Origin of the sequence: Enterococcus sp. 125944 (genome assembly GCF_051909435.1) — a bacterium.
Classification (GTDB): domain Bacteria; phylum Bacillota; class Bacilli; order Lactobacillales; family Enterococcaceae; genus Enterococcus_D; species Enterococcus_D gallinarum.
The window spans coordinates 89,449-104,132 of record NZ_JBQASY010000001.1; the positions used below are offsets into that span (position 1 = coordinate 89,449).

The following is a 14,684-nucleotide window of genomic DNA, read 5'->3' on the forward strand; positions in this document are numbered from 1 at the left end:
TACCATTTATTCGAGCGACGCTAAATAGCTTTCTTCATAATCATAAAGCGGTGTAGGATAATCACCATTGAAATAGGCCATGCACAATCCAGAATAGGGGGCATCTAAATCTAACCCGATTGCTTCGATCAAGCCAGTCTCACTGAGAAAAGCCAACGAATCGGCACCGATCGTTTGGCGAATTTCTTCGACACTTTGCCGAGCAGCGATCAGTTCTTTCCGCGTCTGAATATCGATTCCGTAAAAACAAGGATATCTTAATGGCGGTGAAGCAATCCGAACGTGAACTTCTTTGGCACCGGCTTCTTTTAACAATTGAACGATTCGTCGGCTAGTAGTGCCGCGAACGATCGAGTCATCCACCATGATCACTTTTTTTCCTTCAACCACACCGCGGACGGCAGAAAGCTTCATCCGAACGCCTTGTTCCCGTAATTCTTGAGTGGGCTGGATAAATGTTCGTGCAATGTATTGATTTTTGACTAATCCTAATTCGTAAGGAATGCCAGATTCTTCTGCAAACCCGCTGGCGGCCGATAAGGATGAGTTCGGTACACCGATCACCATATCTGCTTCGATCGGTGCTTCTTGGGCAAGATTACGTCCCATATTTTTTCGTGCAGTATGGACATTGACGCCGGCAATATTCGAATCTGGTCGTGCAAAATAAATGAATTCCATTGAGCAAATCGCTGGTTGGACTTCTTCCGTATATGTCTCAACACGGTAGCCCGCTTGATCCACAATGACAACTTCCCCAGGACAGATATCTCGAACAAATTCAGCTCCGATCACTTCTAAAGCACAAGTCTCTGAAGCAATCACATAAGCACCATTGACCATTTTTCCTAACGAGAGTGGCCGAAATCCATTTGGATCAAGAGCAGCGATCATCGCATCTTCTGTCAGCAAAAGATAGGCAAATCCACCTTTCACTTGATTCAGCGCTTCTTTGATGCGATCCAGCAAATTCGCTTGACCACTGCGGCGAATCAGATGCATCAAAATTTCGGTATCTGAATTTGAATGAAAAATGGCTCCTTCAGACTCAAGTGATTTCCGCAAACTCTTGGCATTGGTTAAGTTCCCGTTGTGCGCCAACCCAATCTGCTGATCAAAAAACTTAAAAAGAAAAGGTTGGATATTATCGACGCTGCCATTGCCTGCAGTAGCATAGCGAACATGTCCGATTGCTGCTTCACCTGTCAATCGTTGAAGAAGTCGTTCATCGGAAAAAACTTCTGCTAATAAGCCAAGATCCCGATGTCCGGCAAGTTTGCCTTGCTGATTTGCGACGATCCCAGCGCCTTCTTGTCCCCGATGCTGTAAACTGTGCAAGCCAAAATAAGTAACTCGGGCAGCATCTGGGTGACCCCAGACACCAAAAACCCCGCATTCTTCATTCAAGCTTTTTACTTCAATAGACATGGAATTGCTTCCTCCCATTTCTTACGTGCTAAGGCTGTTTCCACTACGATCATTCCATCGCTACCTTGGATTTTTAGTTGCGGTTCTGCTGTAACTTTTCCGATGAGACAAGCGCTATCACCTGCCAAAGCTTCAAAAGCGGTTTGATTTTCTGGAGCAATGGACAGCACAAATCGCGATTGTGTTTCTGAAAAAAGCCAAGATTGCGGCAAATCTAGTTGAACAGATATACCGACATTCTTCTTAAACGCAGATTCAGCTAATGCAACAGCTAATCCGCCTTCTGCACAGTCATGGGCACTTTTTACAAGTCCAGCCTGGATCGCAGATAAGACGATTGCCTGATTCTGTTTTTCTTCTAATAGATCAAATGCCATCAAACGGCCATTGATCGACCCATTTTGTAATTTTTGGAGTTCACTGCCGTTAAAGTCGGCCTTCGTTTCTCCAATCAAATAAATCAAATCCTCCGGTGTCTGGAAATGTTGTGTGGTGATATGTTCGACCTTTTCAATCAGCCCTACCATACCAATCACTGGTGTTGGATAGATTGCCTGCCCGTTGGTTTCATTGTACAGCGAAACATTACCTGAAATAACAGGAGTTTCTAGAATTTCACAAGCTTTGGCAATCCCTTCTGCCGATGTCCATAACTCCCAAAAGCCTTCTGGTTTATCCGGCGAGCCATAGTTGAGACAGTCTGTGATCGCTAGTGGTCGTCCCCCAGAAGCAACAATATTGCGAGCTGCTTCTGCTACAGCAATCTGTCCGCCTTGTTCAGGATCAAGGTACAAGTAGCGAGCATTACAGTCCGTGGTCATAGCTAAAGCTTTGTTGGTCCCTTTGATCCGCAGGACTGCAGCGTCACTTCCTGGGCCAACAACGGTATTGGTTCTCACTTGAGAATCATAGGTTTCAAAAATCGATTTTTTTGAAGCAATCGTGGGTTGCTGCAACAATTGTAAAAGTATGGCTGTTGCATCATCAATGACTGGTTCAAAATCAGGCTGTTGACGAAATGCTTGGATTCTAGCAGGTTCTGCTTTTTCTTTATGATAAGTTGGCGCATCTTCTGCCAAAGCATCAACAGGTAAATTGGCAACTTCTTTTCCCTGATGGTACAAGCGATACGCACCATCATCGGTTACTTCACCAATCACTACCGCTTCCAATCCGTATTTTTGAAACAACGCTTCAACTTCTGCTTCATGTCCTTGTTTCACACAGATCAGCATCCGCTCCTGGGATTCTGATAGCATCATTTCATAAGGTGTCATACCAGTTTCTCGTTGCGGTACATCATCTAAATAAAGTTTTAATCCTGAACCAGCTTTTGAAGCCATTTCAGAACTGGAAGAAACGAGACCGGCTGCCCCCATGTCCTGAATACCGATCAAACTGTCTGAATGTTCAAGGATCAGCTCAAGACAAGCTTCTAATAACAATTTTTCCATGAAGGGGTCTCCTACTTGGACAGCCGAGCGCTGCTGTTCTTCTCCCTCCACGAACTCCTCGGAAGCAAATGTTGCACCATGGATCCCGTCTCTACCTGTTTTTGCTCCCACATACATGATTATGTTACCAACGCCTTTGGCCTGTCCTTTTTGAATATCTTTGTGGTCGATCAAACCGACACACATCGCATTGACCAATGGATTCCCTTCGTAACAGGCATCGAAGGCAACTTCACCACCGACTGTAGGGATTCCGATACAATTTCCATAGCCGCTGATTCCTGCCACGACTTCTTCTAAAAGGTATTTGGTCCGCTCATTCGTCAATTCGCCAAAACGCAACGAATCTAGGATCGCGATGGGCCGCGCCCCCATACTGAAAATATCACGAATAATCCCACCGACGCCGGTTGCGGCGCCTTCATAAGGCTCCACGGCCGAAGGATGGTTATGACTTTCTGCTTTAAAGACAACTGCTTGGCCATCACCAATATCGACGATTCCCGCTCCTTCGCCTGGTCCTTGTAAAACTTGCGGGCCTTCGGTTGGAAATTTGCGCAAGACCGGCTTGGAATTTTTATAGGAACAATGTTCGCTCCACATTACTGAAAAGAGACCCGTTTCTGTATAATTAGGTAGTCGACCTAATATTTCTTCTGAAATCATTTGGTATTCTTCATCAGTGAGCCCCCATTGTTGATAAAGCTTGGTTTCTTTGATTTCCTGTGGTGTTGGCTCTGCTATGATTGCTTTATTCATGTACTGGCACCTTCCCGAAATTTTTCAATAAAGACGCAAAGAACTTCTTGCCATCCTTTGAGCCAAGCAACTCTTCCATTGCCCGCTCAGGATGGGGCATCATCCCTAAAACATTGCCTGCCTTGTTGCAAATGCCGGCAATACCATGTAAACTCCCGTTAACGTTATCCACATAACGGAAGACAATCTGGTTATTGGCTTCCAGTTCCTGGTAGGTTTGTTCGTCGCAATAGTAATTTCCTTCTCCATGAGCGACAGGGATCGTGATCCGTTCATCTTGCTGGTATTCAGAGGTAAAAGGCGTCTGGTTATTGACTTGCAACTGTACCGGCTTGCAAATAAAGTGCAGCGATTCATTTCTGCGTAAAACCCCTGGCAGCAAGCCAGCTTCTGTCAAGATCTGGAAGCCATTGCACGTACCAAAGACCGGTTTTCCTTCTTCTGCAAAACGAATGACTTCTGCCATAATATTCGAGAAACGTGCGATGGCTCCGCAGCGAAGGTAATCCCCGTAGGAGAAACCTCCTGGAAGCAATACACCATCAAAGCCAGCTAACGAGGTCTCGTCATGCCACACATATTCGGCTTCTGCGCCCATCACATCTTTGATGGCATACATTAAATCGACATCACAATTCGAACCAGGAAAAACGATTACTGCAAATTTCATTGTTCCTTGTCCTCCATCTCAATGATTTCATAACGATAAGTCTCCATATTGACATTTGCCAGTAACTTGTCACAAACTTCTTCAATTTCTGCCGCTACCGATTCTTTGTTGCTGTCTGTAACTTTGATCTCAAAATATTTCCCAATACGTATTTCAGAGACATTTTGATACCCCAAACGATGAACCGCTCCTTTGACTGCTTCTCCTTGAGGATCCAAGACCGACTCTTTATAAGTGACATAAACTTTGACTAAATACATGAACTATACTCCTTTTCTAAGCGATTTAATACTTCTTGATAAACAGGAATCAGATCCCCGATTTCACGACGATAGACATCTTTATCCAAATGTTCTTTCGTTGTCAGATCCCATAAGCGACAAGTATCCGGCGAAATCTCATCCGCTAAAAGAATTTTCCCATCACTTTTTCCGACTTCAATTTTAAAGTCGACCAAGTGGATCTTAATTTTCTCAAAGAGTTGGCACAATGCGGTGTTGATTTGTCGAGCAAGCATTTTGATTTGAGCAACTTCCTCAGGGGTGGCGATTCCCAAATAACGAATGTGATCTTCATTGATGAAAGGATCGTCTAAGCGGTCTTCTTTGTAATAAAATTCAATAATCGGAAAAGGCAGCTGCTCCCCTTCAGCAATTCCCAGGCGCTTAGAAAAGCTGCCGGCAGCCGTATTACGGACGACGATTTCCAACGGGATCATTTCAACTTCACAAACTAATTGTTCGTGTTTAGACAATATTTTGATAAAATGACTTGGAATACCCTGCTTTTCTAATTCTTGAAAAATAAGACTGGTAATCTGATTATTCAGCGCTCCTTTTCCTGAAACTGCATCTTTCTTCAATCCATTCAACGCGGTAGCCTGATCGAGATACTCCACACGGAGCTCTTCATCTTTGTTAGTCTTGAAGAGTTTCTTTGCTTTCCCTTCGTAAATCAATTCTTCTTGCACCACCGGACACCTCACAAAAGTTAGTTTTTTCACATAGATTTTTAGTCTCTTCTTGTTGTTTTCTATTCTAACAACGCAAAGAATAAGGGTCAACAAAATAATGTACATTAACAACTAATTTTTCTTTAAACGTTCGTGTTTAACTTAAAATCATTTTTTGTTCTGCTGATTTCCGACTTGTTCACACGCTATAAAGCGTTTACATTTATTTTTTTTCATGTTATATTGATTTTGTGAATACTGGTATCTCCAAGGAGGAATTGATTCATGTGGTCACTGAAAAATCAAGCGCAACGATTTATCGCTCATTTATCGGACAGCGACAGAAAACAGCTACATAATGAACTACTTGCCGTTCAACAAGTGTTGACCGCAAATCAAATGACATCTTTTTATTTATTCAGTCCATTCAAAAAACATGCCCGGCCTCATTATTCCGAACATCGAAAACGGGTACTCCAATATAAAAACGGATTAAACGAAGAATTGATTATCCATCAAATCCATCAGCAGACTTTCTTTAAACACACCTATTGTTTCCGTATTTATTTCAATATGGAAGAAATGCAAACTGCCTTTTTGGATGTCTTGCTAAACTTACTCAATGAGGAAAAGACTTTCACTCCTTTAAAACCTAATTTTATAAATAGTTAAACACACTCTTAAAAAACGCCTAAATTGCGATTTTAAGGGTGTTTTTTTGCTATACTATCTCTTAGAATACAAGAAAGGAATTTTACTCTATGTTATTTACTAATAAAAGCTTTCACGTCTTCCAAGCTTCGAGCTTGGAAGAACGAATGCAGGAAATTCGTAAAGAGATCCAACCGATTTTTCAGCAAATTGGTGAAAAAGTCTGCCCTTTTTTCACAGAAAAGCTAGACACTCCTTTTTATCTGCATATCGCACAGCACCGACGGCGAAGTGTCTATCCTCCAGAAGAAACTTGGGCAGCTTTTGGACCAAACAAGCGAGGTTATAAGATGGATGCCCACTTCCAGATCGGTATTACTCGTGAGTATGCTTTTGTCTGGTTAAGTGTGATTGATCAGCCGAAAAACCAACAGCAAATCGCTCGCTGCTGGTCAGAGAAACCGGCACTGTTTGAAACTCTACCTCAAGATTTTGTCCTCTCTCTGGATCATACGCAATATGGCTATCAGCCGATCCGAGAATGGCCCGCTGCTCTAGAGCGGCTGACTACTGTAAAAAAAAGCGAATTACAGATTGGCAAAGTCTATCTCAAAGATCAGATTTCTACGCTCACTATGGAGCAACTGTTAGCAGATTATTGCTTGCTGCTGCCGCTTTATCGGAATCGCGAAGAGTTACCGATACTTAACCAAGAAGGGAATTAAGAAAAATGGAACGACAAAATCGCCGCTCTCAAAATCAACCACCAAAAAAACGGAAGACTTTACTGATTGTTCTTCCTCTGCTCTTATTGCTTGTAGTAGGTGGCTTTTTCGGCTATCGCTATTATGACAAACAGCAACGACAAAATCAGGCAGAGAAAGTCGTCCACTCATTCATTGAGAACCTTTCAAAAAACAAATTCGACAAATTACCATCCTTGATTCTTTCTGATAGCGCAGAAAGAAATGGTTATACCAATGATCAAGTAGCAGAAAAATATCAAACAATTTTCAGCGGAATTGATGCTGCCAACATCAAGGGTTCCAAAATCACTTTAAGCGATGATGTCAAAGATGCAGATTATCAGTTTACGTATCAGTTATCTCTCACTACTAGCTTGGGGGAAATCAAAGATCTGAATTATTCCGGAACCATCAAATTTGAAAAAGATCAGCCAAAAATCGATTGGGCTCCAAACCTGATTTTCCCTGACATGGCTGGACAAGATAAAGTAAGTATTTCTGTTGATGAGGCTGTTCGAGGTGAAATAGTGGATCGCAACAAAACACCACTGGCTGCTAATGGCACCTTGTACCAGCTTGGGGTGATTCCCGGACAATTAGGAGATGGAGAGGATAAAGAGTCAAGAATCAAAGCGATCGCTAAGCAGTTTGACCTGACTGAGAAAGCGATCCAGCAAGCATTGGATCAATCTTGGGTGCAAGACGATTACTTTGTTCCTTTGAAAATCGTGGAACCCACAGCTGATCTCCCAACCGGTGCAAGCATTCAAGAAACCGCGGGCAGAACCTATCCATTAGGTGAAGCCGCTGCACAATTGATTGGTTATGTAGGAGACATTACGGCTGAAGATGTTGAAAAAGATGATACATTAGCCAGCAATGGAAAAATTGGCCGCTCTGGTCTCGAGGCAGCTTTTGACAAAGAACTTCGAGGAAAAAACGGTGGTAAGATAGCGATCACCGATGAAAAAGGCACAGAGCGAAAAGCATTGATCGAAACGAAAAAAACTGACGGCAAAACGATTCAACTCACGATCGATGCCAAAGCACAGAAAATCGCTTTTGATTCCCTTAAGGATCAGGCTGGTTCTACCGTGGTCACTGAACCAACCACAGGGGATCTGCTCGTTCTAGCTAGTTCTCCAAGTTTTGATCCCAATAAAATGACCAACGGAATTTCACAAGAGGACTATGATGCTTACCAAAACAACAAAGATCTACCATTTATCAGCCGCTTTGCAACTGGTTATGCTCCCGGTTCAACCTTCAAAACAATCACAGCAGCCATCGGTTTAGACAATGGAACGATCAATCCAGAAACCATCCTTTCAATCAACGGATTGAAATGGCAAAAAGATAGCTCTTGGGGAGATTACTTCGTGACTCGGGTCAGCGATGTCGCATCCGTTAACTTGCGTAACGCTCTCGTCTATTCGGATAATATCTATATGGCTCAACAAACATTGGCGATGGGTGAAGACAAATTCCGTGCTGGTTTGGAGAAATTTATTTTCGGTGAAGAATTGGACTTGCCGATTGCCATGAACCCTGCACAAATCAGCAATGACAAATCCTTCAATTCTGAGATTTTGCTGGCAGACACTGGCTATGGCCAGGGAGAATTGTTGATCAATCCAATTCAACAAGCAGCGATGTACTCTGTTTTCGCCAATCAAGGATCTCTGGTTTATCCACGATTAGTGATGGGTGCAGAAACAAAGACGAAAAAAGAGTTGATTTCACCAGAGACGATTTCACTGATCAATGAGGATTTGAAAGCTGTCGTTACCGATGAGAATGGGACAGCCCATTCCCTAGCAGCTCTCGGTTTGCCTCTTGCTGCCAAAACTGGAACAGCTGAGATCAAGGAGAAACAAGATGAGAAAGGACAGGAAAATAGCTTCTTATTTGCTTTCGATGCCCAGAATCAAAAGTATTTGATGGTGTCCATGCTAGAAGATCGGCAAGAAAACTCTTCTGCTACAGCATTAGCCCCAGATCTTTTGTCTTATCTTTCCGAAAACTATAACTAAATAATAAAACTACCCCAAAAGGCACGCTGCTTACTGAAGCAGCGTGCCTTTTGTTTTTTCGGGGTTTATTCCCTATTCACCTAAACCTACGCGCGCAAAAATCGTATCCACTTGCTTTAAATGATGATGATAATCAAATGCATCATCCAAGTCTTTTTCACTTAACGTAGACATAATGGTTTGGTCAGCTTCTAACAATGGTCGAAAATCCCGCTGTTCGTCCCAAGCTTGTGCCGTCTTCGGCTGAACAAGATCATATGCCTGTTCTCGAGTCATGCCATGATCGATCAATTTCAACATAACACGTTGACTATAGATCAAGCCAAAAGTCGCATTCATATTACGTTTCATATTTTCTGGGAAAACAGTCAGATTTTTGACGATCGTTCCAAAACGATTGAGCATATAATCAATCAAAATCGTTGTATCCGGGATAATAATCCGTTCAGCAGAAGAGTGAGAGATATCTCGTTCATGCCAAAGAGAAACATTTTCATACGCCGTCACCATATGGCCGCGGATCACTCGTGCTAATCCCGCCATATTTTCTGAACCAATAGGATTGCGTTTGTGCGGCATTGCGGAAGACCCTTTTTGCCCTTTAGCAAAAAACTCTTCAACTTCTCTTGTTTCTGATTTTTGCAATCCACGGATTTCTGTCGCAAATTTTTCAATGCTTGTTGCAATCAGTGCCATGGAAGCAAAATATTCTGCATGGAGATCTCGCGGCAATACTTGCGTAGAGATTTCTTGAGGACGAATCCCCAACTTGTTACATACATATTCTTCAACAAATGGCGGAATGTTGGCAAATGTTCCTACTGCACCGCTGATTTTCCCAGCTTCAACTCCAGCCGCCGCTCGTTCGAAACGTTCAATATTGCGTTTCATTTCAGAATACCACAAGGCAAGCTTCAACCCAAATGTCGTCGGTTCGGCATGCACCCCATGGGTCCGTCCCATCATGACAGTATATTTGTGTTCTTTTGCTTTTTCACCAATGATAGCTGTGAATGTTTCTAGATCTTTACGGATTAAGTCATTCGCTTGCTTCATCAAGTAACCATAAGCCGTATCTACCACATCAGTAGAAGTCAGCCCATAGTGGACCCACTTACTTTCGTCACCAAGCGATTCAGAGACAGCCCGGGTGAATGCGACCACATCATGACGCGTCTGTGCTTCGATCTCTAAGATACGGTCGATATCGAAAGTTGCCTTCTCTCTAATTTTTTCCACATCTTCTTTGGGAATCTCACCAAGCTCGGCCCACGCCTCATCAGCTAAGATTTCGACTTCTAGCCATGCTTGGTATCGATTTTGATCTGTCCAAATTTTGCCCATCTCAGGTCTTGTATAACGTTCTAACATGCGTTACTCTCCTTTAATCCCAAATATTCGTTTGATAGATTTCTTCCAATGAAGCAGTAATGTCTTCGGTCAACAACGTAATGTGTCCCATTTTCCGACCGCTCTTTGCTTCTTCTTTGCCATAATAATGGAATTGCCAATCTGGCTTATGAGCAATCAGGTCATATGTTTCAATGAGTTCATCACCTAAGATGTTCACCATGACCGCATCACTCAACAGTTTAACCTCTGCAAGCGGCCAACCGCAGATCCCACGTACATGGGCATCAAACTGGCTCATAGAACAAGCTTCAATCGAGTAATGACCTGAATTATGTGGGCGTGGTGCCAACTCATTCACATATAGTCCGCCGCTTTTCGTTAAGAACAGCTCGATCGCTAAAACACCGCGTAAATCAAGGGCTTGCGCAATCACACGCGCGATCCGTTCTGCTTCCTCCGCTACCTCAGAATCGATTCGAGCAGGTGCAATCGTTTGATGCAAGATATTGTTGCGGTGGATATTTTCAACCACTGGGAAAGTGGTGATTTCACGACCATTCCCTGCCACCATGATCGAGAGTTCTTTTTCGTAAGGGATCCATGCTTCTAATTCACAAGTTCCTTCTCGCAAAAGATTCATCGAAGGCGCTAAATCAGCTGTGCTGTATAAAACATATTGCCCTTTGCCATCATAGCCTCCTCGAGTCGTTTTCAATACACAAGGATAGCCGATACTCTCGATGGCATCTTGAATATCGGTAGGACTGATGATTGTCGCATAAGGTGCAATAACAATATTATTGGCTTCTAAAAAAGATTTTTCTAACAAGCGATCTTGGGTGATTGCCAATAGATCAGTTCCCTGAGGAATATTTGCATAGGGCAAAATCGAATTCAAAGCCTCTACGCTGACATTCTCAAATTCATAAGTAATCACATCAGAACGCCGCGCCATTTCTTCCAGTGCAAAGACATCGTCATAAGCAGCAACAATATGCCAGTCAGCTACTTGTGCTGTCGGACAATTGGCTGTTGGATCCAGCACGCCGACACGGAAACCCATTTTTTTGGCACTCATTGCCATCATACGCCCCAATTGTCCGCCGCCAACGATTCCGATCGTCGCATTGGGCATCAAAGGTTTAATCAAGTTGATCACTACTTTCCACTACTTTTTCTTTCAACGTCTTTCTTCGTTGATCCAACTTTTCCGCTATTCCTAAATCATACATGGAAAGCATCTGAGCTGCAAGTAGTCCCGCGTTGATTGCACCAGCTTTTCCAATCGCTGTCGTTGCCACAGGAACGCCTCCCGGCATCTGTACGATGGAAAGTAACGAATCCAATCCATTTAATGTTCGTGATTGAACGGGTACGCCAATCACGGGTAACGTTGTTTTTGCAGCGACCATACCTGGCAGATGAGCGGCACCGCCAGCACCAGCAATGATTACTTTCAGCCCTTTTTCTCTTGCATTTTCGGCAAAGGAAAACATCAAGTCCGGTGTCCGATGAGCCGAAACAACCTTTTTGATATAGGGAATCCCAAGCTCCTCTAAAATCTCACAACTGTGTTTCATCGTCTCCCAATCCGACGTACTGCCCATAATGACTGCTACTTGTTCCATAAGACAACTCCCTTCGATTATTCACTTAAATACTAGCAAGTGACATCCATAAAGTCAAAAGAAAATCGAACTATAGAAAAAATACGAGACATATTGTTCGTCTTTTAACAAAAGATCATTTCTTCTCTCTAAAACAAAAAAGCATCCTGTTGACCAGAATGCTTTCGTAAATCAAACTTCGTTAAATTCTCCTGATTCGACCGCTTCTTTTTTTGGTAAGCCATTGAATAAAAGATTCAAGATAATCGCAGTCATGCTGCTCATAACAATTCCGTTACCAGTAAACATTTGCAAGGTTTCAGGTAAGCGGCTAAATAAAGTTGGCATAATGTTGAACCCTAAGCCGAATCCCAGTGAAACAGCGATAATCAGCAAATTTTTGTCATTTGAATAGTCGACTTTCGACAACATTCTCATCCCTTGGACAGCTACCATGCCGAACATGACTAACATCCCGCCACCCAATACAGCTTCAGGAATGATTTGCGCCAAAGCACCAACTTTCGGAAACAAACCTAATATAATCAAAAAGACCGCAGAGAAATAAATCGGTTTACGGGTTTTGATACCAGATAACTGTACGAGCCCTACATTTTGTGAGAAGCCCGTATAAGGGAATGTGTTGAAGATTCCGCCCAGAATCACTGCTAACCCTTCAGCCCGATAACCTTTTTTCAATGATTCTGATGAAACAGGTTGTCCTGTAATATCTCCCAGTGCAAAATAGACCCCCGTAGACTCCACCATACTAACGATTGAAATAATGATCATCAATAAAATCGACCAAATATCAAAGGTTGGTAACCCAAAGTAAAACGGCTGCGGCAAATGAAAGACAGGCGCGTGAGAAATCGCGGATAAATCAACTAACCCTAAGACAGCTGCTAGCAAAGTTCCGCCGATCAAACCGATCAAAACAGCAATCGAACGAAGGAATCCTTTGGCAAAAATCTGAATACCAATAATTAATGCAATCGTGACAAAACCTAAGAGTAAATTGTCTGGTGCGCCAAAGGAAGCTGCGGCAGCATCCCCACCACCGATTTTGGTAATGGCAACGGGGATCAACGTCAAACCAATCACTGTAATGACAGTTCCCGTAACCAATGGCGGAAACAAGACTTTGATTTTTGAGAAGACACCGGAGATCAAAACAACAAAAATACCAGAAGCAATAATGGCTCCATAAATGGCACCGATCCCTGACTTAGTTCCGATCAAAATCAATGGTGAAACAGCTTGGATGGCACAGCCCAAGACAACCGGCAATCCGATCCCGAAGAAACGGGTGACGGTCAATTGCAGCAATGTTGCTACCCCGCACATAAAAATATCAATGGAAATCAAATAAGTCATTTGGGCTTCATTAAATCCTAACCCGGTTCCAATCAATAGTGGTACTGCGACAGCACCCGCATACATCGCGAGCAAGTGCTGCAACCCTAAGACAGCAGAGCGTCCATTTTGTTCGTTCATTAAGCGTCACCCTCCAAGAAAGTTGCTTTACCCTCGGATAAGGAAGCGATCCGCGCGAGAGAAACAACAGGAATCGACATTCCTTCAAGCAATGCTCGCCCAGATTGGAAAGATTTTTCAATGACGATTCCGATACCAGCAACCGTTGCACCGGCTTGCTGGCACAATTCGATCAATCCTTTTGCTGCTTGGCCATTTGCTAAAAAGTCATCGATGATCAATACATTGTCTTCCGCAGACAAAAATTTCCGAGAAATCGATACTTGACTCGTGACTTGCTTGGTAAAGGAATAAACCGAGGCTGTCAATAATTCTTCGTCCATTGTCAGACTTTTGGCTTTACGGGCAAAAATCATTGGCACACCTAATGTTTGTGCCGTAAATAAAGCTGGTGCAATCCCTGAAGCTTCGATAGTCACTACTTTAGTAATCTGCTCTGCTTGAAATCGTTTGGCAAATGTCGTGCCGATTTCCTGCATTAATTCCGGATCCACTTGGTGCGTTAAAAAACTATCAACTTTCAGAACGCCATCACCTAAAACATTTCCGTCTTTTTCGATCCGTTCGATCAACTTTTTCATCCTATACCTCTTTCCTTTCCATTTAGACCTATCAACAAAAAAACACCTTTTTTGCTAAAGCAAAAAAGGTGCATCAATGGCACTTTTTTTACTTATAGTCCGATATTTACGGTATCGGGTAGAGACTGTCGACCTTATTACGACGATATACAAGTTAAATTTTATGAATGATAGGTTCGATTATGCCGAAGATTGATTAAAAAGGCAAGTTTAGAAAACTCTTCCAAAATAAGAATGTTCTCATTTTATTTCTCAACGCTCACTAATCAGGTTTTTCCATTTCCCGATAGTGCTGCATTTTTTTGCTGAATAACTCTCCATTGGAAGGTGGTGTATAGGTGATTGCATTGGCGCCTGCTTCGATCGTTTCTAAAATACTTTCATCTGTAGGGCCTCCAGTAGCGATGATTGGCAATTCAGGATACCGCTCGCGAAAATAACGAACAGTCTCAGCGGTTTTTTTCCCAGCACTGATATTGATCACTTTGACACCTAACTTCAATTTTTCATCAATTTTGGTATATTTACTAGTTACGGTACTGATCACAGGAATATCAATGACCTTACAGACCTGCTCCACAGTTTTCAGTGGTGTCGGACCATTTAGCACCACACCAATGGAACCTTGCGCTTCTGCAAACATGCTCATATAAGAAGAACGAAATCCTTGAGTCAAACCTCCTCCGACCCCCGAAAATACGGGAATATCAGCTGCCTCGATAATCGCTTTGGTAATCGCAGGGTGCGGGGTAAAGGGATAGACGGCAATCACCGCATCTGCATTGGTATTGCGGATGATTGCAATATCTGTAGTAAAAATGATCGAGCGGATCTGTTTGCCAAAAATTTGAATCCCGCTTGCTTGTCTGATAACTTTAGGAACTTTCACGATATCTTTTCGCAGTTCCGTTGTGATCTTTGGCATGTATTTTTCTTCCATGGGCACCCACTTC

At 42.9% G+C, this 14,684-nt stretch carries 14 protein-coding genes and 1 riboswitch; of the genes, 3 read left to right on the plus strand and 11 right to left on the minus strand.

Features of this window, described 5'->3' with window-relative positions; translation table 11 throughout:
• Window positions 1-6 precede the first annotated feature (6 nt).
• Genes purF through purC form a run of 5 tightly spaced genes read right to left on the minus strand, consistent with a single transcriptional unit; the run spans window position 7 to window position 5,284 of the window.
• Window positions 7-1,428, minus strand: a complete 1,422-nt coding sequence (gene purF, locus ACTFWY_RS00415) for an amidophosphoribosyltransferase (RefSeq protein WP_060814870.1) — start codon at window positions 1,426-1,428, stop codon at window positions 7-9.
• A complete protein-coding gene (gene purL, locus ACTFWY_RS00420) occupies window positions 1,413-3,641 on the minus strand; it encodes a phosphoribosylformylglycinamidine synthase subunit PurL (protein ID WP_060814871.1) in 2,229 nt (742 codons plus the stop codon). Before purL ends, purF begins: the two co-directional genes overlap by 16 nt.
• Window positions 3,634-4,311, minus strand: a complete 678-nt coding sequence (gene purQ / locus ACTFWY_RS00425) for a phosphoribosylformylglycinamidine synthase subunit PurQ (protein WP_060814872.1) — start codon at window positions 4,309-4,311, stop codon at window positions 3,634-3,636. The genes purL and purQ overlap by 8 nt, the downstream gene beginning before the upstream one ends.
• A complete protein-coding gene (gene purS / locus ACTFWY_RS00430) occupies window positions 4,308-4,571 on the minus strand; it encodes a phosphoribosylformylglycinamidine synthase subunit PurS (protein WP_003127200.1) in 264 nt (87 codons plus the stop codon). Before purS ends, purQ begins: the two co-directional genes overlap by 4 nt.
• Window positions 4,562-5,284 carry a phosphoribosylaminoimidazolesuccinocarboxamide synthase gene (gene purC, locus ACTFWY_RS00435; RefSeq protein ID WP_219645234.1) on the minus strand — a complete coding sequence of 241 codons (723 nt, stop codon included), beginning with the start codon at window positions 5,282-5,284 and terminating at the stop codon, window positions 4,562-4,564. The genes purS and purC overlap by 10 nt, the downstream gene beginning before the upstream one ends.
• 264 nt (window positions 5,285-5,548) lie before the next feature.
• On the opposite strand from purC, the gene ACTFWY_RS00440 reads away from it, so the two are divergent.
• From ACTFWY_RS00440 to pbp4, 3 genes are all read left to right on the plus strand, one after another.
• On the plus strand, window positions 5,549-5,935 hold the full coding sequence (locus ACTFWY_RS00440; RefSeq protein ID WP_147735630.1) for a hypothetical protein: 387 nt from the start codon (window positions 5,549-5,551) through the stop codon (window positions 5,933-5,935).
• Between the two features lie 89 nt (window positions 5,936-6,024).
• Window positions 6,025-6,639, plus strand: coding sequence for a DUF1054 family protein (locus ACTFWY_RS00445; RefSeq protein ID WP_147735629.1), 615 nt, complete (start codon window positions 6,025-6,027; stop codon window positions 6,637-6,639).
• 5 nt (window positions 6,640-6,644) lie between these two features.
• Entirely contained in the window at window positions 6,645-8,693 is a 2,049-nt protein-coding gene (pbp4, locus tag ACTFWY_RS00450) for a penicillin-binding protein PBP4(5) (protein WP_439926744.1), read from the plus strand.
• A gap of 72 nt (window positions 8,694-8,765) precedes the next feature.
• On the opposite strand, the gene purB is transcribed toward pbp4, so the two are convergent.
• The 6 genes from purB to ACTFWY_RS00480 form a co-directional block, all read right to left on the minus strand.
• Entirely contained in the window at window positions 8,766-10,064 is a 1,299-nt protein-coding gene (purB, locus tag ACTFWY_RS00455) for an adenylosuccinate lyase (protein WP_041119285.1), read from the minus strand.
• Between the two features lie 13 nt (window positions 10,065-10,077).
• Window positions 10,078-11,196 (minus strand): 5-(carboxyamino)imidazole ribonucleotide synthase, encoded by a 1,119-nt coding sequence (gene purK, locus ACTFWY_RS00460; protein WP_171917740.1) that lies wholly within the window; start codon window positions 11,194-11,196, stop codon window positions 10,078-10,080.
• Complete coding sequence (gene purE / locus ACTFWY_RS00465) at window positions 11,189-11,674, minus strand: 5-(carboxyamino)imidazole ribonucleotide mutase (RefSeq protein WP_003127192.1); 486 nt, start codon at window positions 11,672-11,674, stop codon at window positions 11,189-11,191. The genes purK and purE overlap by 8 nt, the downstream gene beginning before the upstream one ends.
• A gap of 171 nt (window positions 11,675-11,845) precedes the next feature.
• Window positions 11,846-13,150 carry a nucleobase:cation symporter-2 family protein gene (locus ACTFWY_RS00470; RefSeq protein ID WP_060814165.1) on the minus strand — a complete coding sequence of 435 codons (1,305 nt, stop codon included), beginning with the start codon at window positions 13,148-13,150 and terminating at the stop codon, window positions 11,846-11,848.
• Entirely contained in the window at window positions 13,150-13,731 is a 582-nt protein-coding gene (locus tag ACTFWY_RS00475; protein WP_311811079.1) for a xanthine phosphoribosyltransferase, read from the minus strand. The genes ACTFWY_RS00470 and ACTFWY_RS00475 overlap by 1 nt, the downstream gene beginning before the upstream one ends.
• 75 nt (window positions 13,732-13,806) lie before the next feature.
• Window positions 13,807-13,904, minus strand: a riboswitch (purine riboswitch).
• Window positions 13,905-13,993: 89 nt separating this feature from the next.
• On the minus strand, window positions 13,994-14,671 hold the full coding sequence (locus tag ACTFWY_RS00480; protein ID WP_029486902.1) for a hydrolase: 678 nt from the start codon (window positions 14,669-14,671) through the stop codon (window positions 13,994-13,996).
• Window positions 14,672-14,684: the final 13 nt, after the last annotated feature.